The organism is Arthrobacter sp. TMS2-4 (assembly GCF_054511075.1).
Genome location: NZ_JBTNDI010000003.1, coordinates 187,200 through 210,087, shown reverse-complemented (window position 1 = coordinate 210,087; position 22,888 = coordinate 187,200). Strand labels below are relative to the sequence as shown.

The window sequence follows — 22,888 nt, the reverse complement described above, 5'->3', positions numbered from 1 at the left end:
GGGTCTGGTCCTACCTTCCGAGTATGAGGCTCATGGCCTCGGCGCGTGTCGCCGTCTCGCGGAGCTGGCCGCGGACCGCCGACGTGACGGTCTTGGCGCCGGGCTTCCGCACCCCCCGCATCGACATGCACATGTGCTCGCACTCGATGACGACGATCGCGCCGTTGGGTTTCAGGTGTTCCATCATCGCATCAACGATCTGGCTGGTCAGCCTCTCCTGGATCTGCGGGCGCCGCGCGAACACCTCGACGAGCCGGGCGAGTTTGCTCAGGCCCGTGACGCGCCCCTCCTCCGAGGGGATGTAGCCGATGTGCGCCGCGCCGTGGAACGGCACCAGGTGGTGTTCGCAGGTGGAGTAGAAGGGAATGTCCTTCACCAGCACGAGCTCCTGGTGGCCGATGTCGAAGGACGTCGAGAGGACCTCGCCCGCGTCCTGGTGCAATCCCGAGAACATTTCCGCGTAGGCCTTCGCCACGCGCTTCGGGGTGTCGATCAGTCCGTCCCGCTCGGGATCCTCCCCGATCGCCACCAGGATCTCCCGGATCGCCCGCTGGATGCGGAGCAGGTCGACGGGCGATCCGGTGGCCGCCAGCGCTGCATCCACTACTTCGTCGTCGAAATCTGTCACGGGCTCTTCCTCTCGGTGTGGCACTGCGTCGCCGCCGGCCCGGTGGCCGGGGTCGTTCCCCTGCGGGACCGGCTGCCCTACCGGTCCGTGCTCTCCGGGCTCTCCGGGCGTTCCGGTCCGCCGGCGGTGCTCCGCGGCCCGTTGTCCGAGGGCTCGGGTGCCGGCAGCTCCCCTTCGTGGACGTCGAAGTCGTTCGGGAGGTTCGCATGGGCGATCTGATCCTGTGGGGCCACGGTCTCCGGGGCGGGCTGGCCGCCCTCCAGGGCCTCCGCGCGTTCCTTGCGCGACGTGACCGGCGGCAGCGAATGCACGGGGCGGGTCTGCTTGGACAGCCAGACCTCCCGCAGTTCGCGCTTGCGGACGTTGGTGAAGACCTCGGCGATCTCGGCCTGGTTGAGCGTCTCGCGCTCCAGCAGTTCCAGGGCGAGCCGGTCCAGGACGTCACGGTTCTCCGTGAGGATCTGGTACGCCTCGTCGTGGGCGTTGTCGATCAGTCGGCGCACTTCCTCGTCGACCACGAGGGCCAGCTGGTCCGAGTAGTCGCGGTCGCTGCCCATGTCGCGCCCGAGGAACGGCTCCCCCGCGCCCTGACCCAGCTTCACCGCACCGATGCGCTCGCTCATCCCGTACTGGGTGACCATCTTCCGCGCGGTCCCGGTGGCCTTCTCGATGTCGTTGGAGGCACCCGTGGAGGGGTCGTGGAACACGATCTCCTCGGCGACCCGACCGCCCATGGCGTAGGCGAGCTGGTCGAGGAGTTCGTTCCGCGTCACGGAGTACTTGTCGTCGCTCGGCATCACCATGGTGTATCCGAGGGCACGTCCGCGCGGCAGGATGGTCACCTTGGTGACCGGGTCCGTGTTGCGCAGGGCCGCGGCCACGAGGGCGTGGCCACCCTCGTGGTAGGCCGTGATCTTCCGCTCGAGTTCCTTCATCAGGCGGCTGCGCTTCTGCGGCCCGGCGATGACGCGGTCGATCGCCTCGTCGAGGGCGCGGTCGTCGATCAGTTGGGCGTTCGAGCGTGCCGTGAGGAGGGCGGCCTCGTTGAGGACGTTCGCGAGATCGGCGCCCGTGAAGCCGGGGGTCTTCTTCGCGACGCCCTTGAGGTCGACGCCGCCGGCCATCGGCTTGCCCTTGGAGTGCACGGTGAGGATGTGCTCGCGTCCCCTCATGTCCGGTGCCTCGACGCCGATCTGGCGGTCGAAGCGGCCCGGGCGCAGGAGCGCGGGGTCCAGGACGTCGGGACGGTTGGTGGCGGCGATCAGGATCACGTTGGTGGTGGCGTCGAAGCCGTCCATCTCCACCAGCAACTGATTGAGGGTCTGTTCCCGCTCGTCGTTGCCGCCGCCCACGCCGGCACCGCGGTGTCGCCCGACGGCGTCGATCTCGTCCACGAAGATGATCGCCGGCGCGTTGTTCTTGGCCTGTTCGAAGAGGTCCCGGACACGGGACGCGCCCACTCCGACGAACATCTCGACGAAGTCGGAGCCCGAGATCGAGTAGAACGGCACGCCGGCCTCGCCGGCGACCGCGCGGGCGAGCAGTGTCTTGCCGGTGCCCGGAGGACCGTAGAGCAGCACCCCCTTGGGGATCTTCGCCCCGAGGGCCTGGAACTTCGCTGGCTCCTGGAGGAACTCCTTGATCTCGAGCAGTTCCTCGACCGCCTCGTCCGCGCCGGCGACGTCGTTGAACGTGACCTGGGGCATGTCCTTGGTGATGAGCTTGGCCTTGGACTTGCCGAACTGCATGACCTTGGAGCCGCCGCCCTGCATGCGGCTGAGGAGGAACCAGAAGATGACGCCGAGGATGAGGATCGGCACGATCAGGCCGGCGAGGCTGAGGAGCCAGTTGCTCTCCGCCGGCTGGTCGGTGAAGCCGTCGGTGTCCGAGGCGTCGATGGCAGCGACCACGCCCTCCGCCCGCGCGGTGCTGTAGAAGAACTGGACACTCTTGCCCATGTCCTCGTAGTCCTCACGCAGGGTGAGGTCCACGCGCTGCTCGCCGTCGTAGATCTTGGCCTGGGCGACCTGATCATCTTCGAGGAGCTGGAGTCCGACGTTCGTGTCGACGCGTGAGCTGCCCGTGCCGAACAGGCTGGGCAGGACCAGCAGGAGCGCCACGACGGCCAGGACGATCCAGAAGATGGGCCCCTTGAAGATGTTCTTGAATTTCATTCGTCTCAGGGCGGCAAGCCCTGTCCCTCCTGCTGATGCAAGTAAAAATGTGCGGGCGCACTGGCGTGCGGGTGCCCCCTGAGCACCTCAACATATACACCGTCTGAGATTGACCACGCGCGGATCGGGGCAATAGTTCCCCTGCGGGCGTAGCGGCGGCAGGCAGCGAGAGGGAGTCCTACTCGTAGACGTGCGGCGCCAGGGTGCCGATGAAATCGAGGTTGCGGTACTTCTCCGCGAAGTCGAGACCGTAGCCGACGACGAACTCGTTCGGGATGTCGTAGCCGACGTACTTGACGTCGATCTCGACCTTCGCCGCCTCGGGTTTCCGCAGGAGGGTGCAGATCTCGACCGAGGCGGGACCGCGGGACAGGAGGTTCGCCTTGAGCCAGGAGAGCGTGAGCCCGGAGTCGATGATGTCCTCGGCGATCAGGACGTGCTTGCCCATGAGGTCGGTCTCGAGGTCCTTGAGGATCCGGACGACCCCGGAGGACTGAGTACCCGACCCGTAGGAGGAGACGGCCATCCAGTCCATCGTGATGTGGGAGTTCAGGGCACGCGCGAGATCGGCCATCACCATCACCGCGCCCTTGAGCACGCCGACGAGGAGGATGTCCCGGCCCTGGTAGTCGGTGTCGATCTGCCGCGCGAGTTCGTTGATCCGCTGCTGGATCTCCTCCCGGGTGTAGAGGACGTGCTTGAGATCTGCCTGGACGTCGTTCGAATCCACCGATTACTCCTGGATTGGCCGGCGGTGCTGCTTCCCGCCGGGACCGTTGTTGCTGCCATTGTTCCGTAGGACAAGATTGCCATAGCTTTGTTCTCCCCGAAGAACCGATCGTCCCCGCACCTGGCGGTGCACGCTCACCTTCCCACCCAGCTGCACCGGGCCTGCCGAGCCCTTCCTGTCCAGCAGCGACTCGGCCGCGCGGAGGCGCTCGAAGCTCGGCTGGAACGCGCCGAGCTCGAGCGCGGCGAGCGCGAGGACACGCTGCCGGAGCGCCGCCGGCAGCGCCCGCAGGCCGTCCTCCGGCAGGAGCACCGTGCCGTCGTCGCCCACGGTGCGCAGGGAGGCGTACGCGTCGGCGCTCAGCTGCTCGAGGAGGTCGGCGTCCTGCCCGAGGATGCGTGCCGTGCGTGCCAGGGCCCGCGCGATGCCCGGTCCCAGCTGGTCCTCGAGGAACGGCAGCACCTCACCGCGGACGCGGGAGCGCGCGTAGGACGGGTCGAGGTTGGTGGGGTCGTGCCACGGGTCGAGGCCGTAGAAGTCGCAGATCGCCTCCGTCTCGGCCCGGCGCAGGTCCAGGAACGGCCGGAGGTAGGGTCCGCGGCTGTCCGGCATGCCGGCCAGGGACCGCGTGCCGGAGCCGCGGGCGAGGCCCAGCAGCACCTGCTCCGCCTGGTCGTCGAGCGTGTGGCCGAGCAGTACGGCGACGGCCCCGAGCCTGGACGCGGCGTCGTCGAGCGCGGCATAGCGGGCACCGCGCGCGGCGGCCTCCGGGCCCATGCCGTCGCGCTCCACGCTGACGCGACGCACCTCCACGGGATCGAGTCCGAGTCCGCGGGCTGCGACTGCCGCGCGCTCGGCGGTCCCGGCGCTGCCGGCCTGCAACCCGTGGTCGACGACGACGGCGCCCACGCGGCACCGCCCGGTGTGCGCGAAGTGCGCCGCGACCGCGGCGAGGGCCAGCGAGTCCGGTCCACCGCTGCAGGCGACGAGGACGAGCGGGAGGTCCGCGAGCTCCCGCGCCGTGGCGCCGTCGCCGTGATCGGCGTCATCACCGCGGCCGCCGGAGCGTCCGCCCGCCCGGGTCGGTTCGGCGAGGATGCCTGCCAGGCTCGCGGCGAGCAGGTTGCGCGCGGTGCCGACCGCCGGGAGCAGTCGCGGACGCCTAGCCATGACGGCGCAGGCTCATCCTGTCGATCCACTCGTCGGGCGCGTGGATCTCCCGCTCGGTGGGCAGGTTCGACGCCGCTTCCCACACCGCGTTGAATCCGTCCATGCCGGTCTGGCTGACGACCCTGCGGACGAACTTCGAGCCGTCGCTGTACTGGCGCATCTTCGCGTCCAGGCCCATCAGCTGCCGGATGACCTTCTCGAGCGGCCCGCGGGACTTGCCGCGGGCGTTGAAGCGGCGACGGATGGTCTTGACGGAGGGGACGATGCTGCCGTCCACGCCATCCATGACGACGTTCGCGTGGCCTTCGAGCAGGCTCATGACGGCGGTGAGGTGGGACAGCAGCGCCTTGTCCTCCGGAGCCTGCAGGATCGAGAGCAGTCCCGCGGGCCGCGGCGGCACGCCCTCGGCCGCTGCGCTCTCCGCACCCGCCGTGACCTCGCCGCGGGAGCGGGTCTTCGCGGCGGTGATGTTCCTGACGGCGACGCCGAGCCGTTCGGAGAGCGTGTCCGCCTGGTCCATCAGGCCCGAGGTCAGCTGCCCGATGTGGCTGGTCATGTGGTCCTTCAGCCACGGCGCTGCCGCGAACTGCACCCGGTGCGTCTGCTCGTGGAGGCAGACCCAGAGCCGGAAGTCGGACGGGTCCACGTTCAGCTCCCGCTCGACCGTGATGATGTTCGGCGCCACGAGCATGAGCCGACCGCCCAGCCCGTTGCGTGGGGGCGCGAACGGATCGTACTGGCCGAGGACCTTGCTGGAGAGGAACGCGAGGATCGCGCCGAGCTGCGCCCCCGTCACGGTCCCGCCGAGGGTCAGGGAAGCGGACTTCAGCACCTCGGGCCGCGTCGCGGCGAGCTGGTCCAGTGCGGGATCCAGCAGGGCGCGGAAGCTCTGCGAGTTGGCCCGGGACCAGGAGGCGCGGTCGACGATCAGCAGCTCGGAGTCCCGCAGGTCGCGGGCCGCGTCGAGACGAGAGATGGTGTGGACGTGGTCCACGGAGACACCGGCGAGGTGGCGCATGTTCTCGACGGCGCGGTTGATGTCGGCCGGGGACATGGTGGGCCCGGCCGGGGTCAGGGACGCGGCCGTGGAGGCCGCGAGATCCCAGTTGACCAGCTGCGGGCGGGGCGTGGCTGACTCGTTCCTGGACATGCGCCTATTCGATCACATCCCGTCGTCGGGGGCTCCCCGGGGGCGAGCCCGGCGTCCGCCCGGTCGGGGCGGGTACCGCTAGCGGCAGCCGCAGCCGGCAAGGATCGCCGCCGCATGGTCGGCGGCGGCCCGTGCCTCGACCGTGGCGCCGTCGAGTCCGGCCGCGAGAAAGGAGAACACGAGGAGGCGACCGTCAGCGGTGACCACGTGCCCCGTGAGCCCGGTGACCGCGTTGAGGGTCCCCGTCTTGGCGCGGACGGTGCCCGCACCGCCGGCGGCGGGGCCGTGCTCCGCCGTGAACCGGGAGGAGAGGGTGCCGGTGAGACCGGCGATGGGCAGCGACCCGGCGACGGCGGCGACCCCCGGACGGTCCGACGTGGTGATCCCGCGCATCAGCGCGGCCAGCTGCGCGGGTGAGACGGCGTTCCGGGTGGACAGGCCGGCGGCGTCCCCCACCAGCAGCCCCTCCTCGGGGACCCCCGTCCTCACGGCGGCCTCCGCGATCGCCTCCGTGGCGCCGCCGGACGAGGCCGGGCGTCCGCTGGCGCGTGCCGCCGTGCGGGCGAGGGCCTCCGCGAGGTAGTTGTCGGAGATCTCCAGCATGCGCCGCACCTGGTCCTGCAACGGTGCCGAGTCGACGGCCGCGAGCGGTTCGGCGTCCTCGGGCGCCGCCCGCCGCTGCACCTCGGGGACCACGATCATCCCGCGGTCCGCGGCCGCCGTGACGAGGGCGGCGGTGAACACGCGGGCCGCGTCGAGGGCCGCGTCCTGCGAGCGTGGCCCGCTGCTCCCCTCCTGGAGCCAGGCGGAGTTGACGGCCAGGGAGTGGACGGGTGCGATCTCGCCGGCCGCCACGTCACCCTCCGCCCACGTGGGGTTGAGGGTCGCCCCGACGAACAGGGTGTCGTCGAGGTACACGGTGTAGGTCCCCGGTCCGGGCAGCGCCGCAGCCGTCTCCGCAGCGAGGGTCCCGAGGCCTGCGCGGCCGACCACGGCGTCCGGATCCGACGGGCCCGCCCCGAGGAGCACGTCACCGCCGCCGTGGAGGTAGAGGGCTCCGGGCGTGGACTCCGCAGCGAGGACCGACGTCGTCAGGACCTGCTCGGGCTGCCCGAACGTCATGGCCGCCACGGCGGTGAGGAGCTTGATGTTGGAGGCCGGCGCCTGGAGGCGTGCGGCGTCCCGGGCGTAGAGGACGCTCCCGTCCGCGGGGTCGACGACGGTGCCCGCGAAGGTGTCGGCCCCCGGGAGCTGCAGGGCGGCATCGAGCTCTGCCCCCAGCACCGACGGGTCCGGGACCGGCGCCGACGGCGAGAGGGTCGTCACGACGTCGGGCACGGCCGCCCCGGTGGGCGGGATCTGGGCCGGCGGGGTGACGGGCGGGACCACCGGCGGCGGCGGGGCGACCGCCGCCAGCACGCCCGGCGTGACCTGGGTGGCCACCGGGACCGCGACCGCTCCCATGACCAGGACCAGGAGGAGGCCGGTCAGCAGGCGGAGCGGGCGCACGCGGTGTCCTTTCGCGCAGTGCCGCCAGGAGCGCTGCAGTCGAGGGAAATGCCCGGGTACCGGCGGACGACCGATATGTTAGGGCTGACGATCAAACAGTAGACCGGCGGAGCCCCCTTGTCCCCGAGGGCGCAGCCGCGGGTCCACCCCATCGACCTACCCCAGGAGTTGCCATGATGAAGCTCGACGTCACCATCGAGATCCCGAAGGGCTCGCGCGTCAAGTACGAGATCGACCACGAGACCCACCGCCTGCGCCTGGATCGCGTCCTGTTCACGGCCATGCAGTACCCCACGCACTACGGCTACTTCGAGAACACGCTCGGTGAGGACGGCGACCCGCTGGACGCGCTGGTGATGCTGCAGGACTTCGACCTCATCCCGGGAGTCCTCGTCGAATCGCGCCCCATCGGCGTCTTCAACATGGTCGACGACGGCGGCGGGGACGCCAAGGTGCTCTGCGTCCCCGTGGACCCCCGCTTCGACCACATCCAGGACCTGTCCGACGTCTCGGACTTTCTGTTGGACGAGATCAAGCACTTCTTCACGAAGTACAAGGACCTCGAGCCCGGCAAGTGGGTGGAGGCCGCGGACTGGGCCGGCCGTGAGGAGGCCGAGGCCGAGGTCGAGGCCTCGCTCAAGCGCTTCAAGGATCTCGGTGACGCCAGCGAGGAGGACGAGCCGCAGGGCCGCTCCGTCGACGTCGAGGCGAGCAACGCCACGGAGACGCCCGAAGGACGTTGACCGGGAGCGACGTGGAATCAACGCCCTTGCGTTGATTCCCGTCCTCCGGGCTCCATACTGATGCCATGCACTACGTCCTCACGATCAATCAGCGGAACTCGCGTGAGGTCGGGGACCTCACCGCCGACCTGCTGAGGGCGCTGCGGCCCGTGCCCGCCGCGGTGCCGTTCCAGCAGTCGTTCGGCGACGAGGTGCAGGGCGTGGTGGACTCGGCGACAGCCGCGGTCGAGGCGGCGCTCCGGGCCCTCCGCCACCGCTGCTGGCACGTCGGCATCGGCGTCGGCGGGCTCACCCCTCCCGTACCCGAACGCCTCGTGGACGCCGAGGGTTACGGCCTCGTGTACGCGCGCCGCGCGGTGGACCGTGCCCGGAGGACCGGGGAACGGATCCCGCTCGCGGTCGAGGGCCCGGACGGCGGGATCGCCGCCGAGGCGGAGGCCGTGCTGCGCCTGCTCGGCCAGATCGTCGCCACGCGGACGGACGCCGAGTGGGCCGTCGTGGACCTTCTGACGCCCGGCGCGCGGGGACAGCAGAAGTATGTGGCACAGGAACTGGGAATCACCACGCAGGCCGTCAGCCGGGCCGTCGTGCGTTCCCACTGGACGGAGGAGTGGGCCACGCGGCCCGCTGCGGCCCGGCTGCTGGACCTCGCGCACGGTCCTGCGTCCCTGCCCGCGGCAGCGCTGGCCTACTGATCCGTCGGATCGGGCGCCCCGGAGCACGGGTCGAGCGCGCCGGAGCGAGCGCGGACCCGCGGGTCAGACGAGGGAGCGGAGGACCTTCGCCGCGCCGTCGTCGTACACGCTGCCCGTGACCTCGGAGGCGGCCGAGCGGACCTCGTCCGGTGCCTGCCCCATGGCCACGCCCCGTCCGGCCCACTGGAGCATCTCGATGTCGTTCCGACCGTCGCCCACCGCGACCGTGAGCTCCCGGGCGGTGCCGAGGCGATCCCTGAGGACCTCGAGTGCGCTGGCCTTCGTGACGCCCGCCGCGGCGATGTCCAGCCATGCCGTCCAGCCCACCGAGTAGGTGACCCCGTGCAGGCCGATGGACGCCACGGCATGGCCGAACTCCTCGGCCGAACTGTCGGTACTGAAGACCACGACGCGGACGGCGCGGGATTCGACCATCTCCTCGAATCCGACGCTCTCCGCCTCCGAGCCGAAGCTCGCGTCCTGGAAGCTCTCGGTCGAGAGGAACCTCCCGCGGTCGTCCTCGAGGGCGTACTTGGCGGACGGCAGGCGGTCGCGCAGCGCGCTGAGGGCCGGCTTCGGGTCGAAGGTCACGCGGTCGATGACCTCGAAGCCCTCGGGGAGGGCGGAGTCGATCCGCAGCGTCACGCCCCCGTTGGAACACACGGCGTACCCGCGCGTGATGCCGAGGAGCCCGATCACGGGCAGTGTGGCACCGAGCGAGCGCCCCGTGGCGATGATGACGTCGTGCCCGGCTTCAATGACGGCCTGCGCGGCGTCGCGCACCTCGTCCGTCATCGTCCCCTCGTGATCCACGAGGGTGCCGTCGACGTCGAGGGCGACCAGATGCTGTGTACGGTTCTCCTGCCGGTCATCGATGCCGGCGTTGCTGAGGGTAGTCATACCCCCTAGTGAAGCAGACGCCTCCGACGCCCGGGTAGGGCAGCCCTCACAGTACGGGAAGGATTTCCAGTCCGTTCAGGTACGGACGCAGGGCCGCGGGGACCGTCACGGAGCCGTCCGGGTTCTGGTGGTGCTCGAGAATCGCGACGATCCAGCGCGTGGTGGCGAGGGTCCCGTTGAGGGTCGCGACGGCGCGCGTGCCCTTCTGCCCCTCGCCCTCCTGGCGTTCGCGGATGTTCAGCCGGCGGGACTGGAAGGTGGTGCAGTTCGACGTCGAGGTCAGCTCGCGGTAGTCGCCCTGCGTGGGAACCCACGCCTCGCAGTCGAACTTGCGGGCCGCGGACATCCCGAGGTCACCGGCCGCGGTGTCGATGACCCGGTAGGGCAACTCCACCTTCGCAAGCATCTCCTCCTCCCAGGCCAGCATGCGCTCGTGCTCCGCCGCGGCGTCCTCCACCGTGGTGTAGGTGAACATCTCCACCTTGTTGAACTGGTGCACGCGGATGATCCCGCGGGTGTCCTTGCCGTGCGAGCCCGCCTCGCGGCGGTAGCAGGACGACCAGCCCGCATAGCGCAGCGGGCCCGCACCGAGGTCGAGGATCTCGTCGGAGTGGTACCCGGCGAGGGCGACCTCGGAGGTGCCCACGAGGTAGAGGTTGTCCTCCTCGAGCCGGTAGATCTCGGCGTCGTGGGCGATGTCGAAGCCGGTGCCCTGCATGGTCTCGGGGCGCACGAGGGTGGGGGTGATCATGGGCGTGAACCCGGCGGCGATGGCCTGGTCCAGCGCCATCTGCAGCAGCGCGATCTCGAGGCGCGCGCCGACGCCCTTCAGGAAGTAGAAACGCGAGCCGGAGACCTTGGCGCCCCGCTCCATGTCGATCGCCCCGATGAGCTCGCCGATCTCGAGGTGGTCGCGGGGCTCGAAACCCTCCGCGGTGAAGTCGCGGGGAGTCCCGATCTTCTTGAGGACCACGTAGTCGGCCTCGCCGCCCTCCGGCACGCCGTCCTGCACGAGGTTGGGGAGCTTCCGCAGGAGCGTCTCCTGCTCGGTCTTGGCCTCCTCGGATGCGGCGGCGGCCGCTTTGACGGCGGCGGCGAGCTCCCTGACCTCGGCGAGCAGCGCCTGCTTCTCCTCGCCCTTGGCCTGGGCGACCCGCTTCCCGAAGGCATTCTGCTCGGCGCGGAGGGTCTCGTAGGCCGTCACGGCCTCACGGCGGCGGGTGTCGGCGGCGAGGACGGCGTCGACCAGCGACTCGTCCGCCCTGCGGGCACGCTGCGATGCTCGGAACTGCTCGGGCTTCAGGCGGAGGTCGTTGACGTCGATCACCCGCTAAGACTACCCAACCTCCCGCGACCGCCCGGCCCGGCGGATCCGGCCGCTATTGTGGGTGATCATGCGCCGCAAACTGCTCGCCGGAACCGCCGCGGCGTCCGCCGCCGTCGCGTCCATCCAGTCCTTCTGGTCCGTGCGGCGCCTCCAGCAGACGAGGACGCCCACCGCATCCGTCCACGAACCCGTCCCGGTCGACGCCGGGCCGCAGCGCGTGGCCCTCGTCGTGAATCCCACCAAGCTGCAGGCCGCCGCCACGCGGGCCCTCGTGGAACAGGCGTGCTCCGACGCCGGCTGGACCCCGCCGCTCATCCTCGAGACCACGGTCGCGGACCCGGGGACGGGCCAGGCGGAGCAGGCGCTGGCGGCCGGAGCGGACCTCGTGATCGCGGCCGGCGGTGACGGGACGGTGCGCGCCGTCGCGGAAGCCCTGGCCCATCAGCCCGCGGCCCTGGGCCTGCTGCCGCTCGGCACCGGCAACCTGCTGGTGCGCAATCTGGGCCTGCCGTACAACGACGTCGCAGGGTGCCTCCGCTTCGCGCTGCACGGATTCGAACGGCGCATCGACATGGCGCGGATCACGCTCCGCAACGAGCACACGATGACGACGTCGGACTATCCGTTCCTCGTGATGGGAGGGATCGGGTTCGACGCGAGCGTCATGGCGTCCACCAAGGACGACCTCAAGGAGAAGTACGGCTGGCTCGCCTACAGCGAGGCAAGCGTGCGGCACCTGCCCGGCAGGCGCCGCCGCATCTCGATCAGCCTGGACGGCCAGCCTCCGCAGACGCGGAAGGTGCGCAGCCTGCTGGTGGCCAACTGCGGGAAACTGCCGGCGGGCGTGGACTTCGTACCCGCCGCGCGGATCGACGACGGCTATCTCGACGTCGTCGTGCTCAGTCCGCGCAGCCTGCTCGGCTGGACGTTCATGGCCGCGAAGATCCTCCTTCGGCACCGCGGCGGCATCCCGGCCATCAGCTACTACCGCGCGCGGGAGGTCTCCGTGTGGTCCGGCGAACCGATCGCCACCCAGCTCGACGGCGACGCGTCAGGGACGGTCACCTCGATGACCGCCCGCGCGGACCCGGGCGCCCTGGTGGTCCGGGTGCCGCCTCCGGTCCCCGGACCACCGGCGGGCGCCACCTCGCTCCCGTCCTGGCGGCGGCGCTGACGCACCGCCGGGCAGGGACCGCCGGCTGCTAGCGGTCGCGGTCGGTGTATTCGCCCTCGCCGGAGGGCGGGTCGACGAGCGGCCGGTCCTTGTCGGTGTACTCGCCCTCCTCCGCCGGGTTCTCGGCCGAGGTGTAGCCGCCCGACCCGCCCACGGGATCGGCGCTGGTGTAGTGGCCGTCGGGATCGAGGGCGTCTCCGGCCTCCGTGCCCTTCCTGCCCGTGGTGTCCTTGGTGACCTCCGTCGCGCCGCCGTCGGACTGCTCGTTGATCAGCGCCTGCTCCTCGGCGAAGCGGAGATCGTTGCCCTGGTCCCCTGCGTCGCCGTGCCAGTTGGGATCCGACGTCGAGCCGTCACCCTTGTTGGGGTTCACGATGTGTCCTTCGTGCGAGTTCTCGGTCATGATGCTGCCTTTCCTGGGAGGATGCGCTCCTCGTTGGGCGCCCGCTGCCAGCGTACTGACGAACGGGATGCTTTGAAATGCCCGCGTCAATCGCGCAGCAGTTCCTGCACGGCCTTCTCCGAGGCCGAGTAGGAGGCGATGGGAATGACCTCGCCGCTCATGAAGCGATCCACGAGCCGCGGGTCCACGTAGGAGCTCCTGGCCACGGTGGGGGTGTTGCCGAGGTGGTCGGCGACGGCTCGCATCGTGGCGCTGACGGCCTTCTGCCGCGCGGTGCGGGTCGTGGCGCCGAGGTCCTCCCTGGCGAGGGCCATGGCGGCGACGACGGTTGCCTGCCAGGTCCTGAAGTCCTTGGCGGTGAACGGCCCGCCCGTGACCTGGCGCAGGAACTCGTTGAGCTGGGATCCGTCCACGTGGTGCCACATGCCGTCCTCGGTGAGGTAGGCGAGGACGGTGTCGGGGTCCTCGCGCTCCAGCATGGGACGCAGCGCGCCGGCGAGGTCCTCGTCCTCGAGCCGGGTGTCCCACTGCTGGCCGCTCTTGCCGGGGAAGTCGAACATGATGACGCTGCCCTCTACGGTGCAGTGCTCCACCAGCAGCGTCGTGACGCCGAAGGACCCGTTGGCCTCCGCGTACTGGGCGGAGCCGATCCTCAGGGCCCCGGCGTCGACGATCCGGAGCGCGGCGGCGAAGGCGCGTTCCCGGGGCACGCCGTCGCTGCGCAGGTGCTGGGTGATGGCGCGGCGGGCGCTCGGCAGTTTCGCGCCGAACGCCAGGGCCCGGTCGAACTTCTCGCGATCCTTCTGCTCCCGCCATGCCGGGTGGTACATGTACTGCCGCCGGCCGGCGTCGTCCGTGCCGATGGCCTGGACGTGCCCGTTGGGGTAGGGCGCGATCCACACGTCCTTCCACGCCGGCGGTATCACGAGCTCCCTGATGCGCTCCACCTCGTCGCGGTCCTGGAGCAGCGCGCCGTCGGGCGCGCGATAGCTGAAGCCCTTGCCATGCCGGCGGCGGGTGATACCGGGCCTGCGCGTATTGCTGCGCCGCAATCGAGCCATCGTGAAACCAGCCTTCGGTGGGAGGAGGACCTTCGATACTAAGCCTACTGTGTTTCGGCTCCCCCGCGTCGGGCCGTCCTCCCTCCACCGACGATGCCCTCCAGCCAGGCATCGGCGGCACCGAAGGCGTCGTCGGAGGTGTGGCGCTCCACCGCCGGCGAGCGGCGGTCGGCGCGGGCGTAGGAGCCCAGGAACCGCAGGCCGGGGCTGATGCGGTGCAGGCCCTTGAGGGCGTCGGCCACCCGGGCGTCCTCGACGTGGCCGTCGGCGTCCACGCTGAAGAAGTAGTCCCCGAGGAACTGCCCCGTGGGCCGCGATTCGATGCGGCTCAGGTTCACGCCGCGGGCGGCGAACTGGTCGAGGATCTGCATGAGCGCGCCGGGATGGTCGTCGGGCAGGGGGATCACGAGCGTGGTCTTGTCCGCTCCCGTCCGCGGGGGCAGGGCGTCCGGCGTGCCCACCAGGATGAAGCGGGTGACGGCGTCGGTGACGTCCCCGATGTCCAGGGCGAGGACGGCGAGGCCGAGGCGTTCGGCCACCAGCGGCGAGCAGATCGCCGCGTCGTAGCCGCACTCCTCGCCGGCGAGCCCGAAGGCGGCCGCGGCGGTCGACGACGACGGGAAGTACTCGGCCTCCCGCACGTGCGCGTCGACCCAGTTCCGGCACTGCGCCCAGGCGTGCCCGTGCGTCGCGATGCGCCGGACCGCGGCGAGGGCGGTGCCGGGCCGGGCCGCGAGGACGAACGTGATGGGCACGAGCTCCTCGCGGAGGATGCGCAGCGGCTCTCCCACGGCGATGGCGTCGAGGGTGGCGCTCACCCCGCCCTCGACCGAGTTCTCGATGGGCACCATCGCCGCGTCGACGGAGCGCGTGCGAACGGCGTCGAGCGCCGCCCCCACGGTCGCGGCGGGGACGCGCCGGGCGGCGCCGGCGCCCGGCACCTGGAGCAGGGCGGCCTCGGTGAAGGTCCCCTCGGGTCCCAGGTACGCGTAGGCGGGACCGTCGGTTCGGACGGGGCCGGTCACAGGACCGTGGGCTCGCCGCCCACCTCGGAGACCATCGGCTTCCCGGCCTGGAGCCAGGCGCCCATGCCCCCGCTCACGTTGACGGCCGTGTAGCCGTTCCCCTCCAGCCATTCGGCGGCGCGCTGCGATCTGCCGCCGCTGCGGCAGATCACATGCAGGTCCTTCTCCGGATCCAGCTCCGCGAGCCGGGCGGGGAGCTCCGCGAGGGGGATGTGCAGCGCGCCGGCCACGTGCCCGGCCTCCCACTCGTCGTGCTCGCGCACGTCGAGGATGCGCGCGTCGGGAGGTACTGCCGTCACCGGTACGTTGTGGATGTCGCTCATGCGCCTACCTTTTCACGGGCCGGCGGGGCGTCGCCATTGCTACGGTCCGTCGGGCGGGTGACGGCTCCTATAGTGGTCCCTGATGAGCGAACTCCATGAACTCTCCGCACTCACCCTTCGGGATGCCCTGGCGCGCGGCGCCGCCGGCGCGCGGGAGGTCACCGAGCACTTCCTCCGGCGGATCGAGGACCTGGATCCCGGGCTGGACTCGTTCGTCACGGTCACGTACGACGACGCACTCCGGGCCGCCGACAACGCCGACCGTGTCCGTGCCTCCGGCGCCCCTCTCGGGCCACTGCACGGCATGCCCCTCGCGCACAAGGACCTCACCGACGTCGCCGGCGTGCGGACCACGCTGGGCACCGCGGCCCTCGACCACGCCGTCGCCGAGCGTGACGCACCGCTCGCCGCGGTGCTGCGCCGGGCCGGCGCCGTGAGCCTCGGCAAGACCCAGGTGCCCGAGTTCGGGCTGAGCTGCTACAGCGAGAACCGCATCGCCCCGCCGGCCCGCAATCCGCTCGACCGCCGCCTCAGCCCGGGCGGTTCCTCCGGCGGCAGCGCCGCAGCGGTGGCGGCGGGGATGATCCCGTTCGCGCCCGGGACCGACGGCGGCGGATCGATCCGCATCCCCGCGGCGGCCACCGGCCTGGTGGGTCTCAAGCCGAACCGCGGCCGCGTGCCGTCGGGATCGGGGCAGGCCGATCTCGGCCAGCTCGTCGTCGCCGGCCCCCTCGCACACTCCGCCGTGGACGCCGCACTGCTGCTCGACGCGCTGGTGCAGGAGCCGAGCTACCGGCCCACGAGCGCGGCCTCCCGCTACCCGGGGTCCTTCACGGACGCGGCGCTGCGTGCCGAGGGGCGCTTCCGCATCGGCGTCAGCACCGCCTCGCCCTTCGCCGGCGCCGTGGAGATCGCCCTCGACACCGCCGCCACGGACGCGTTCACCGCCGGCATCCAGACGCTGCAGCGCGCCGGCCACGACCTCGTCGACGCCGACCTGAGCTACGACCCCCGCTACCACGACGCCTTCCAGCTCGTCTGGACGGCAGGACTGGCCACGGCCCCCATCCCCGAGGACCGCGAGGACCGACTCACGGACATCACCCGGGTGCTGCGCCGACGGGCCCTCGGCCGCAGCGCGGCGGACCTCGCGGGCGCCGTCGACGTCCTGCGGCAGTTCGAGCACGACACCATCGAGCAGTACTCCCGCTACGACATGATCCTGACACCGGCGCTCGCCATGACGCCCCGGCCGGTCGGCTGGTACACCGACGCCGACGGCGACACCGACTACCTGCGGCAATGCCGGTACTCGCCCTACACCTCGATGGTGAACGTCTGCGGCCTACCCGCCGTGACCGTGCCCACACTGCGCCTGCCCGACGGCCTATCCATGAGCGTGCAACTCATCGGCCGGCCCGGGGAGGAGGCACAACTCCTCGCCGCGGCGACCCAGATCGAGGCATATCGGCCGTAGATCCGCGATTTTGCATCCCGCCGCGCCGAGCGGCACCATGGAGCAAATGAGTACAACGCAGCGCACCGCTGATATTGACGGGAAGACTTTCCTCGGCCACCCGCGCATGCTGGCGAACCTCTTCAGTGTCGAACTGTGGGAACGGTTCTCGTTCTACGGGATGCAGGCGCTGCTCCTCTACTACATGACGTACTCGCTCGCCGAGGGCGGGCTCGGCTTCGATCCGGGACTGGCGGCCGGGCTCGTCGGCGCGTACGGCGGCGGCGTCTACCTCTCGACGATCCTGGGCGCATGGCTCGCCGACCGCGTCCTCGGCTCCGAGCGGGTGCTGTTCTACTCCGCCATCGTCATCATGTGCGGGCATATCGCCCTCGCCCTGCTGCCCGGTGTGATGGGCCTCGCGGCAGGACTGGTGCTGGTGGGCGTTGGCTCGGGTGGGCTCAAGGCGAACGCGTCCTCGCTCGTGGGCACGCTCTACCGGTCCGGGGACGACCGGCGGGACGCCGGCTTCTCCATCTTCTACATGGGCATCAACATCGGCGCCCTTGTGGGCCCGCTGCTGACGAACCTGGCGTGGGACGCCTACGGCTTCCACGTGGGCTTCGGCCTGGCCGCGGTCGGCATGGCGGCAGGACTCATCCAGTACTCCCTCGCCCGCAAGAATCTGCCTGCGGCGGCGCACGAGGTCGAGAACCCGCTGCCCCGGACCGAGTACCGGCGCTGGATCGGCATCACCGCCGCGGCCGTCGCACTCCTCGGCGTCGCCCTGGTCACCGGCGTCCTCAACGCCGGCAACCTGGCGGACGTCATGGCGTACACCGCCATCGCAGCGACCATCGCCTACTTCGCGGTGATCCTCTCGAGCAGCAGGGTCTCCGGGGTCGAGCGGCGCCGTGTGTACTCCTTCATGCCCCTCTTCGTGGCCAGCGCCGCATTCTGGTCCCTGTTCCAGCAGCAGTTCACCGTCGTGGCCCTCTATTCGGAGAGCCGCCTGGACAGGAACCTGTTCGGATGGGAGATGCCTCCCGGGATGGTGCAGTCCATCAACCCCGTGTTCATCATCATCTTCGCCGGGGTCTTCGCGACCCTGTGGACGCGGCTCGGCAGCCGCCAGCCGTCCTCGCCCGTGAAGTTCTCCTTCGGCCTGATCGTCATGGGCGCCGCGTTCCTCGCCTTCATCCCGTTCGCGGGTGGCGGGCCCAACAGCACGCCGCTGATCGGCCTCGCCGCGATCCTGCTGCTGTTCACCTTCGCGGAGCTGTTCATCTCCCCGATCGGCCTGTCGGTGACCACCAAGCTGGCCCCCGAGGCGTTCCGGACCCAGATGCTCGCGCTGTTCTTCCTCTCCATCTCGCTCGGCACCACGATGTCCGGCCTGCTCGCCGGCCTGTACTCGGAGGAGACGGAGGTGCCGTACTTCGCGTTCAGCGGCATCACGGCGATCGTCCTGGGTGCGGCACTGCTCGCGGGTGCTCCCGCGATCCGGAAGGGCATGAGCGGCGTCCGGTAGCACCAGCCCGTACGCGACAGGACCCTCCCCGCACATCGGTCCGGCATCGGGAGGGTCCTGTTGCATGGGGGCCCCCGATCACCCAGACTTCTACCCACCGGTAACTTCCGTACCGGCAGTGCAGGATCCCTGCAGGTAAGCGTTGAGAGATCAAAGGAGATCGCGTGTCGAACCTCGCCAACAACCTCGTGGCCACAGCGACGAGGAGCCCCTCGGCGGTGGCCATCAAGCTCGACGACGTCGAGGTCACCTTCGGCGCCCTCGAGGTACTCAGCCAGAAGGTCGCCACGCTCCTCGCGGAGTACGGGGTGCAGCGCGGTGACCGCGTGGCCCTCATCATGCCGAATATTCCGCAGATGGCATTCGTGTATTACGGCGTCCTCCGGGCGGGGGCGGTCGTCGTCCCGCTGAATCCGCTCCTCAAGGGGCGCGAGGTGGCCTACCACCTCACCAACTCGGGGGCGAGGCTTTTGTTCGCCTGGGAGGGGATCATCGCGGAGGCGCAGGCCGGGGCCGAAGCCTCGGGTGCGGAGACGGGCGGCGAGGTCAAGGTGGTGACGGTCGACGGCGGCGCCTTCATGCAGCGTGTCTCCGCGGTCGAGCCCACACCGGGCGTCGTCGAACTCGACGGGGCGGACACCGCCGTCGTGCTGTACACCTCCGGGACCACCGGACGACCCAAGGGCGCCACGCTCTCCCACACCAACCTCTCCCGCAACACGGAGATCTCCCGCGACCTCATGGGGATCGCGGAGGGCGAGGTCCTCTTCGGGGGACTGCCGTTCTTCCACATCTTCGGGCAGACCTGCGCACTGAACGCGGCGGTGCTGACGGGCGCCACCGTGACCCTGCTGCCCCGCTTCGAGCCGGGCAAGGCCCTCGAGATCATCCAGCGGGACCGCGTGACGATCTTCGAGGGCGTCCCGACGATGTACGTCGCGATGCTCCGCCACCCGAGCGTCACCGGCACGGACCTCTCCTCGGTCCGCGTGGCCGTGTCCGGCGGCTCCGCCCTGCCGGTCGAGGTGCTGCACGAGTTCGAGCGCGTGTTCAAGGCGGACCTGCTGGAGGGCTACGGCCTGTCGGAGACCTCGCCGATCGTGAGCTTCAACCGCGTGGGGCGGCTGCGCAAGCCCGGCTCCATCGGCACCCCCGTGGACGGCGTCGAGGTTCGGATGCTCGATCCCCAGGGTGTCGAGGTGCCCCAGGGTGAGGTCGGAGAACTCGCCGTGCGCGGCCACTGCGTGATGAAGGGCTACTGGGAGAACGCGGAGGCGACCGAGGCCGCCATCCCCGACGGCTGGTTCCGTACCGGCGACCTCGCGCGCGTGGACGAGGACGGGTTGCTGTTCATCGTGGACCGCAAGAAGGACGTGATCCTCCGCGGCGGCTACAACGTGTACCCGCGGGAGGTCGAGGAGGTCCTGTACGAGCACCCCGCGGTCGCGGAAGCCGCGGTGATCGGCGTTCCGGACGACCTGCACGGCGAGGAGATCGTGGCGGTCATCGGTGTCCGGGCCGAGCAGGCACCGGCCGACGACGCCGCCCGGGAGACCCTCGCGGCGGAGATCACCGACTTCGTGAAGGAGCGCGTGGCCGCGTACAAGTACCCGCGCCGCGTGGTGCTCGTCGAGGCCCTGCCCAAGGGACCGACGGGGAAGATCCTCAAGCGCGAGATCACGCTCTAGTTCCGGAGCGCGCTGAAGACGCCGTAGACCTGGGCGGCGGCATCCTCCATCAGGGACCCCGCTCCCTCGATCAGTTCGTCGAGGGCCATCGGGCCGGTGGCGAGGGAGAACGCCGCCGCCAGCCCGGCGTCCTGCACCGTGGCGGCGGAGAGCTGGACGCGTCCGGCGATCGCGACGACGGCGCACGTCGCCGGGGCGGTCGCCACGACGGCGTGGATAACCTTCCCGCCGAGTGACTGGGAATCGAGGGAGCCCTCTCCGGTGAGCACGAGATCCGCTCCGGCGAGCGCGCCGGCGAGGCCGACGGCCTCGGCCACCAGGGCGGAGCCGGGGACGATCTCGGCGCCGAGGAACGGCACCAGCACGGCCGGGAGGCCGCCGGCCGCGCCCGCCCCCGGTACGTCGAGCATGTCGACGTCGGTCGCGTCGGCGACCACCCGCGCCAGATGGGCGAGGCCGGCGTCGAGGACGACGACGCCCTCCGGCGTCGCACCCTTCTGCGGCCCGAAGACCGCCGCGGCGCCGCGCGGTCCGCACAGCGGGTTGTCGACGTCGACCGCGATGCGCCAGCGGGCGGCGCGGGCGCGGGGATGGAGCTGCGTCGCGTCGATCGTCGCGAGGGCGCCCAGCGGGCCCCCACCCGGCGGGAGGGGGGCGCCGTCGGCGTCGAGGAACCGGGCCCCGAGGGCCGACAGGAGACCTGCGCCGCCGTCGGTCGTCGCCGAGCCGCCGATGCACAGCAGGATCTCCTCCGCCCCGTCGTCGAGGAGGCGGGTGGCGATCTCCCCGACCCCGTAGCTGGTGGCGGTGAGGGCGTCGAGGGGACGGTCGGCGACCAGCGGCAGGCCGTTGGCCTCCGCCGCCTCGAGGACTCCCCGGACCGGGGAGCCCTGCTGCGCGGAGACGCCGTACCGTGCCGTCCGCGCCCGGCCGGCCGCGTCGTGGCAGGGCGCGGTCCGCGCCTCGACGTGCCAGGCCGCGAGGAGGGCGTCGAGCGTCCCCTCGCCGCCGTCGGCGAGGGGGGCCAGGACGATGTCGGGCGCCGGGTGGCCGAGGCGGCCGGCCGCGGCCGTGATGCCGGCGGACATGGCAAAGGCAGCCTCTCGCGCGGAGAGGCTGCCCTTGAGGGAGTCGGGGGCGAGGACGATCCTGAGCGGGCGCTGCTGCACGGGCGTGATCACGTGTCCACCCTAGCGGCGGCTGCGGCCCTCCGGAGAGGGGTCCCGCTGCTCAGGCGCCGGTCCCGCCGTCGTTGTGAGCCTCGAAGCCGGGGGCCACCTCGTCCTCGGTGGCAGGTCCGCCGTAACCGCCGGCGTCCTGGTCCTCGGGCGCACCGGCCTGGTCGGCGCCCTGCTCCTCGGCGTCGGAGTTCGGGGTGTCGCTGGAATTCTCACTCATGGTGCTGCCTTCCGTGGTGCGTCTGCTCCCTGGCTGGGCGCTGATACTCAGCTTACTGATGATCGGGTCCCCGGCAACCCGAAGGCGCCCCCGCGGAACTCCGGCGTAACCCGCGGTGCGCTGGTGTAATCGGCCGTGTTCTTTGGCATGCTGGGGCCATGGCTAACCGAGCGGGCACAGTGGCCCTCCCCAGCGACCTCGTCGACGTGACCAAACTCCTCGACGCGTACTTCGACGTCGACCCCGACCTCTCCGATCCCGGCCAGCGCGTGGCCTTCGGGACGTCGGGCCACCGGGGCTCGTCCCTGAAGTCTTCCTTCAACGAGGGGCACATCGCGGCGATCACGCAGGCGATCGTCGAGTACCGCGCGGGCCAGGGCATCACGGGCCCCCTGTTCATGGGCAAGGACACCCACGCGCTGTCCGAGCCGGCACAGAACACCGCACTGGAGGTCCTCGCGGCCAACCGGGTGACCGTCCTGGTCGATGCCCGCGGCGCCTACACCCCCACCCCCGCGGTGTCCCACGCGATCCTCACCCACAACGCGACGCGCACCGAGCAGGCCGACGGCATCGTCATCACGCCGTCGCACAACCCTCCGGGCGACGGCGGCTTCAAGTACAACCCCCCGCACGGCGGCCCGGCCGACTCGGACGCCACGAACTGGATCGCGGACCGGGCCAACGCCCTGCTCGAGGACGGACTGCGCGGGGTGCAGCGCATGCCGATCGCCCAGGCCCGCACGGCGGACGGGATCGGCACCTACGACTTCCTGCAGCACTACGTGGACGACCTGCCGTCGGTGCTGAACCTCGACGCCATCCGGTCGGCCGACGTGCACATCGGCGCCGACCCCATGGGCGGCGCCTCCGTGGACTACTGGGGTGCGATCGGGGAGCGCCACAACCTGAACCTGACGGTCGTGAACCCGACGGTCGACCCTCAGTGGGCGTTCATGACGCTGGACTGGGACGAGAAGATCCGGATGGACTGCTCTTCCCCGTCCGCGATGGCCTCCCTCATCAAGCGGGCCTCGGAGTTCGACATCGCCACGGGCAATGACGCCGACGCGGACCGCCACGGGATCGTCACCCCCGACGGCGGCCTCATGAACCCCAACCACTACCTCGCCGTCGCCATCCAGTACCTCTACGCCAACCGCCCCGACTGGCGCGCGGACGCCGTGATCGGCAAGACCCTCGTCTCGTCGTCGATCATCGACCGCGTCGCGGCGGACCTCGGGCGCGTGCTCCACGAGGTCCCCGTGGGCTTCAAGTGGTTCGTCCCCGGCCTGCTGAGCGGCGACCTCGCGTTCGGCGGCGAGGAGTCCGCCGGCGCGTCCTTCCTTCGCCTCGACGGCACGCCGTGGAGCACCGACAAGGACGGCCTCCTCCTGGCCCTCCTCGCCTCGGAGATCACCGCCGTGACCGGCAGGACGCCGTCCCAGCACTACGCCGGGCTGACGGACCGCTTCGGCGCACCCGTGTATGCGCGGATCGACGCCGCAGCCACGCGCGAGCAGAAGGCGGCGCTGGGCAAGCTCTCGCCGTCGGACGTCACCGCGACCACGCTCGCCGGCGAGGAGATCACCGCCCGCCTGACGGAGGCGCCCGGCAACGGCGCGTCCATCGGTGGGCTGAAGGTCACCACCGAGAACGCATGGTTCGCGGCACGGCCGTCGGGCACCGAGGACGTCTACAAGATCTACGCCGAGTCCTTCAGGGGCGAGGAGCACCTGCAGCAGGTGCAGGCCGAGGCGAAGGCCCTGGTAGACGGCGTCATCAGCTGAACCGTCCCGTCCA

20 protein-coding genes and 1 pseudogene are annotated in these 22,888 nt (G+C 71.0%); 7 read left to right on the top strand and 14 right to left on the bottom strand.

The features are described from left to right. Window positions 1-10: 10 nt before the first annotated feature. The 6 genes from folE to dacB form a co-directional block, all read right to left on the bottom strand. On the bottom strand, window positions 11-628 hold the full coding sequence (gene folE, locus ACX80F_RS06500) for a GTP cyclohydrolase I FolE (RefSeq protein WP_459335564.1): 618 nt from the start codon (window positions 626-628) through the stop codon (window positions 11-13). Between the two features lie 77 nt (window positions 629-705). Continuing rightward, window positions 706-2,802 (bottom strand): ATP-dependent zinc metalloprotease FtsH, encoded by a 2,097-nt coding sequence (gene ftsH / locus ACX80F_RS06495; RefSeq protein ID WP_459335563.1) that lies wholly within the window; start codon window positions 2,800-2,802, stop codon window positions 706-708. A gap of 178 nt (window positions 2,803-2,980) precedes the next feature. After that, on the bottom strand, window positions 2,981-3,532 hold the full coding sequence (gene hpt / locus ACX80F_RS06490; protein ID WP_459335562.1) for a hypoxanthine phosphoribosyltransferase: 552 nt from the start codon (window positions 3,530-3,532) through the stop codon (window positions 2,981-2,983). Window positions 3,533-3,535: 3 nt separating this feature from the next. Continuing rightward, entirely contained in the window at window positions 3,536-4,702 is a 1,167-nt protein-coding gene (tilS, locus tag ACX80F_RS06485) for a tRNA lysidine(34) synthetase TilS (protein ID WP_459335561.1), read from the bottom strand. After that, window positions 4,695-5,852: a zinc-dependent metalloprotease gene (locus ACX80F_RS06480; RefSeq protein ID WP_459335560.1), complete on the bottom strand. Its 1,158-nt coding sequence runs from the start codon at window positions 5,850-5,852 to the stop codon at window positions 4,695-4,697. The genes tilS and ACX80F_RS06480 overlap by 8 nt, the downstream gene beginning before the upstream one ends. Before the next feature lie 78 nt (window positions 5,853-5,930). Continuing rightward, a complete protein-coding gene (gene dacB / locus ACX80F_RS06475; protein ID WP_459335559.1) occupies window positions 5,931-7,361 on the bottom strand; it encodes a D-alanyl-D-alanine carboxypeptidase/D-alanyl-D-alanine endopeptidase in 1,431 nt (476 codons plus the stop codon). Window positions 7,362-7,537: 176 nt separating this feature from the next. Between dacB and ACX80F_RS06470 the strand changes: the two are divergent. Further along, window positions 7,538-8,008: pseudogene (locus ACX80F_RS06470) on the top strand (inorganic diphosphatase); the annotation flags it as partial. A 161-nt stretch (window positions 8,009-8,169) separates the two neighbouring features. Continuing rightward, window positions 8,170-8,799, top strand: a complete 630-nt coding sequence (locus tag ACX80F_RS06465) for a hypothetical protein (RefSeq protein WP_459335558.1) — start codon at window positions 8,170-8,172, stop codon at window positions 8,797-8,799. 63 nt (window positions 8,800-8,862) lie between these two features. On the opposite strand, the gene ACX80F_RS06460 is transcribed toward ACX80F_RS06465, so the two are convergent. Together ACX80F_RS06460 and serS are read right to left on the bottom strand one after the other, a co-directional pair. After that, a complete protein-coding gene (locus tag ACX80F_RS06460; RefSeq protein ID WP_459335557.1) occupies window positions 8,863-9,699 on the bottom strand; it encodes an HAD family hydrolase in 837 nt (278 codons plus the stop codon). A gap of 46 nt (window positions 9,700-9,745) precedes the next feature. Further along, complete coding sequence (gene serS / locus ACX80F_RS06455) at window positions 9,746-11,026, bottom strand: serine--tRNA ligase (RefSeq protein ID WP_459335556.1); 1,281 nt, start codon at window positions 11,024-11,026, stop codon at window positions 9,746-9,748. A 67-nt stretch (window positions 11,027-11,093) separates the two neighbouring features. Between serS and ACX80F_RS06450 the strand changes: the two genes are divergently transcribed. Then, the gene (locus ACX80F_RS06450) at window positions 11,094-12,200 is read left to right on the top strand and encodes a diacylglycerol/lipid kinase family protein (protein WP_459335555.1); all 1,107 of its coding nucleotides are present in this window, start codon (window positions 11,094-11,096) and stop codon (window positions 12,198-12,200) included. Window positions 12,201-12,228: 28 nt separating this feature from the next. Here the strand turns inward: ACX80F_RS06450 and ACX80F_RS06445 are convergent, their stop codons facing one another. The 4 genes from ACX80F_RS06445 to ACX80F_RS06430 form a co-directional block, all read right to left on the bottom strand. Continuing rightward, window positions 12,229-12,603: a hypothetical protein gene (locus ACX80F_RS06445; protein WP_459335554.1), complete on the bottom strand. Its 375-nt coding sequence runs from the start codon at window positions 12,601-12,603 to the stop codon at window positions 12,229-12,231. A gap of 86 nt (window positions 12,604-12,689) precedes the next feature. Further along, a complete protein-coding gene (locus ACX80F_RS06440) occupies window positions 12,690-13,664 on the bottom strand; it encodes a DNA topoisomerase IB (protein WP_459335553.1) in 975 nt (324 codons plus the stop codon). A 44-nt stretch (window positions 13,665-13,708) separates the two neighbouring features. Next, window positions 13,709-14,689: a prephenate dehydratase gene (gene pheA / locus ACX80F_RS06435; RefSeq protein ID WP_459335552.1), complete on the bottom strand. Its 981-nt coding sequence runs from the start codon at window positions 14,687-14,689 to the stop codon at window positions 13,709-13,711. After that, window positions 14,686-15,012, bottom strand: a complete 327-nt coding sequence (locus ACX80F_RS06430; protein ID WP_459335551.1) for a rhodanese-like domain-containing protein — start codon at window positions 15,010-15,012, stop codon at window positions 14,686-14,688. The genes pheA and ACX80F_RS06430 overlap by 4 nt, the downstream gene beginning before the upstream one ends. Before the next feature lie 82 nt (window positions 15,013-15,094). Between ACX80F_RS06430 and ACX80F_RS06425 the strand changes: the two genes are divergently transcribed. From ACX80F_RS06425 to ACX80F_RS06415, 3 genes are all read left to right on the top strand, one after another. Next, complete coding sequence (locus ACX80F_RS06425; protein ID WP_459335550.1) at window positions 15,095-16,489, top strand: amidase; 1,395 nt, start codon at window positions 15,095-15,097, stop codon at window positions 16,487-16,489. A 46-nt stretch (window positions 16,490-16,535) separates the two neighbouring features. Further along, window positions 16,536-17,999: a peptide MFS transporter gene (locus tag ACX80F_RS06420; RefSeq protein WP_459335549.1), complete on the top strand. Its 1,464-nt coding sequence runs from the start codon at window positions 16,536-16,538 to the stop codon at window positions 17,997-17,999. A gap of 164 nt (window positions 18,000-18,163) precedes the next feature. Next, a complete protein-coding gene (locus ACX80F_RS06415; RefSeq protein WP_459335548.1) occupies window positions 18,164-19,687 on the top strand; it encodes a long-chain-fatty-acid--CoA ligase in 1,524 nt (507 codons plus the stop codon). Here ACX80F_RS06415 and ACX80F_RS06410 read toward each other — a convergent pair. Both ACX80F_RS06410 and ACX80F_RS06405 read right to left on the bottom strand, forming a co-directional pair. Then, window positions 19,684-20,868 carry a glycerate kinase gene (locus ACX80F_RS06410; RefSeq protein ID WP_459335547.1) on the bottom strand — a complete coding sequence of 395 codons (1,185 nt, stop codon included), beginning with the start codon at window positions 20,866-20,868 and terminating at the stop codon, window positions 19,684-19,686. The two genes, ACX80F_RS06415 and ACX80F_RS06410, sit on opposite strands and share 4 nt — an antisense overlap. A gap of 49 nt (window positions 20,869-20,917) precedes the next feature. Further along, window positions 20,918-21,085 (bottom strand): hypothetical protein, encoded by a 168-nt coding sequence (locus tag ACX80F_RS06405; RefSeq protein WP_459335546.1) that lies wholly within the window; start codon window positions 21,083-21,085, stop codon window positions 20,918-20,920. A gap of 158 nt (window positions 21,086-21,243) precedes the next feature. Between ACX80F_RS06405 and pgm the strand changes: the two genes are divergently transcribed. After that, window positions 21,244-22,875, top strand: a complete 1,632-nt coding sequence (gene pgm / locus ACX80F_RS06400) for a phosphoglucomutase (alpha-D-glucose-1,6-bisphosphate-dependent) (protein WP_459335545.1) — start codon at window positions 21,244-21,246, stop codon at window positions 22,873-22,875. The last annotated feature ends 13 nt before the right edge of the window (window positions 22,876-22,888 follow it).

Bases quoted from the DNA above. Each gene is read 5' to 3' on its own strand.
- ftsH (WP_459335563.1), bottom strand. From the start codon at position 2,802: ATGAAATTCAAGAACATCTTCAAGGGGCCCATCTTCTGGATCGTCCTG.
- tilS (WP_459335561.1), bottom strand. From the start codon at position 4,702: ATGGCTAGGCGTCCGCGACTGCTCCCGGCGGTCGGCACCGCGCGCAAC.
- ACX80F_RS06480 (WP_459335560.1), bottom strand. From the start codon at position 5,852: ATGTCCAGGAACGAGTCAGCCACGCCCCGCCCGCAGCTGGTCAACTGG.
- ACX80F_RS06465 (WP_459335558.1), top strand. From the start codon at position 8,170: ATGCACTACGTCCTCACGATCAATCAGCGGAACTCGCGTGAGGTCGGG.
- ACX80F_RS06460 (WP_459335557.1), bottom strand. From the start codon at position 9,699: ATGACTACCCTCAGCAACGCCGGCATCGATGACCGGCAGGAGAACCGT.
- ACX80F_RS06450 (WP_459335555.1), top strand. From the start codon at position 11,094: ATGCGCCGCAAACTGCTCGCCGGAACCGCCGCGGCGTCCGCCGCCGTC.
- ACX80F_RS06445 (WP_459335554.1), bottom strand. From the start codon at position 12,603: ATGACCGAGAACTCGCACGAAGGACACATCGTGAACCCCAACAAGGGT.
- ACX80F_RS06440 (WP_459335553.1), bottom strand. From the start codon at position 13,664: ATGGCTCGATTGCGGCGCAGCAATACGCGCAGGCCCGGTATCACCCGC.
- ACX80F_RS06430 (WP_459335551.1), bottom strand. From the start codon at position 15,012: ATGAGCGACATCCACAACGTACCGGTGACGGCAGTACCTCCCGACGCG.
- ACX80F_RS06425 (WP_459335550.1), top strand. From the start codon at position 15,095: ATGAGCGAACTCCATGAACTCTCCGCACTCACCCTTCGGGATGCCCTG.
- ACX80F_RS06420 (WP_459335549.1), top strand. From the start codon at position 16,536: ATGAGTACAACGCAGCGCACCGCTGATATTGACGGGAAGACTTTCCTC.
- ACX80F_RS06405 (WP_459335546.1), bottom strand. From the start codon at position 21,085: ATGAGTGAGAATTCCAGCGACACCCCGAACTCCGACGCCGAGGAGCAG.
- pgm (WP_459335545.1), top strand. From the start codon at position 21,244: ATGGCTAACCGAGCGGGCACAGTGGCCCTCCCCAGCGACCTCGTCGAC.